Consider the following 235-nt stretch of genomic DNA (forward strand, 5'->3'; position numbering starts at 1 on the left):
CTCTAATAAAGGAATAACTTATTTTACTTCTCCTCATCTACGTTCAATATATTTCAAGATAAAACAATGTTTTACTATATTAATTTCCCTACGCGGTTCGATACTACGTCCTTACCTAATAATGAAATTGCCTGAGGTAAATCTGGCCCATGTGTCTGTCCTGTTGTAGCTACTCGGATTGGCATAAACAGTTTTTTCCCTTTATGTCCTGTTTCCTTCTGCACCGCTTTTATGG

At 36.6% G+C, this 235-nt stretch carries 1 protein-coding gene; it reads right to left on the minus strand.

Going from position 1 to position 235, the window contains the following annotated elements:
* Positions 1-74: 74 nt before the first annotated feature.
* The gene (locus AOA61_RS32905; protein WP_368731123.1) at positions 75-224 is read right to left on the minus strand and encodes a hypothetical protein; all 150 of its coding nucleotides are present in this window, start codon (positions 222-224) and stop codon (positions 75-77) included.
* Positions 225-235: the final 11 nt, after the last annotated feature.

Source organism: Pseudomonas sp. 2995-1, assembly GCF_002742505.1.
Taxonomy (GTDB): Bacteria; Pseudomonadota; Gammaproteobacteria; order Pseudomonadales; family Pseudomonadaceae; genus Aquipseudomonas; species Aquipseudomonas sivasensis.